Genomic DNA, 426 nt, shown 5'->3' on the forward strand with positions numbered 1-426 from the left:
GCCGCGCGGCGAAAGGCGGCCAAGCCGGCAACGCGGCGGCCCCGTCGCACGGTCGCGCCACCGCCTTCGGTCAGCGAACCGGATACCGTGCCCGCGCAGTTCGATGCGCAGGTCACGCAGGAGGAGCCGCGCTCTACCACCGAGGCGGCGGAGCCCGCGATATCAGCTCCTGCTGCGGCGGAGAGCCAGATCCCGCCGTCGTTTGCGTCTGACATCGAGCCAGTCGTCATCGATGCGGTGCCGATGCGGCCGTCACATGCGTCGCGCAGAAACCTGATCCAGCGCGTCAGGGACTGGCTCCGCCGCGCGGCCTGAACGCCGTGCACTCGCTCACCTCTCCCCAAACGGGGTACCGCGGCGTTGCCACGTCGTCATTGCGAAGCGCAAGCGAAGCAATCCACTCTTCCACTTGCGTAGGGGGTGGAT

Annotated in this window: 1 pseudogene; it reads left to right on the top strand. The window is 68.8% G+C overall.

The window, feature by feature from the left end:
- Positions 1-315: pseudogene (locus I6F36_RS38985) on the top strand (hypothetical protein); the annotation flags it as partial.
- Positions 316-426 lie beyond the last annotated feature (111 nt).

Origin of the sequence: Bradyrhizobium sp. BRP19 (assembly GCF_020194195.1) — a bacterium.
Lineage (GTDB): Bacteria > Pseudomonadota > Alphaproteobacteria > Rhizobiales > Xanthobacteraceae > Bradyrhizobium > Bradyrhizobium yuanmingense.